Origin of the sequence: Cohnella baijiui, from assembly GCF_020731285.1 — a bacterium.
Lineage (GTDB): Bacteria > Bacillota > Bacilli > Paenibacillales > Paenibacillaceae > Cohnella.
Window position 1 is genome coordinate 1 of the sequence record NZ_JAJFOW010000412.1, and the last position, 224, is coordinate 224.

Consider the following 224-nt stretch of genomic DNA (forward strand, 5'->3'; position numbering starts at 1 on the left):
TCAATTAGCGTATCGGCCGCAACACGTGTATCGGCATTGGCATCCTCCATCTGGATATTTGCTGATACTTTATGCTGTTCTTGGATATTTTTTGCTTTTTCATACGCTTCTTTTAGCTGGTCATGGATTAATGTTTTCATTTCCTGTACGGCATTTTCTTCGATGACCTTATTTTTTTGCAGAATATCTGCATAAAGATCAGGGACTCTCGTATGTGCTACCAC

1 protein-coding gene is annotated in these 224 nt (G+C 39.7%); it reads right to left on the bottom strand.

The features are described 5' to 3' along the window. Positions 1 to 224 (bottom strand): hypothetical protein (locus tag LKX83_RS33165; RefSeq protein ID WP_227887550.1); only part of this gene is annotated, 224 nt, incomplete at both ends.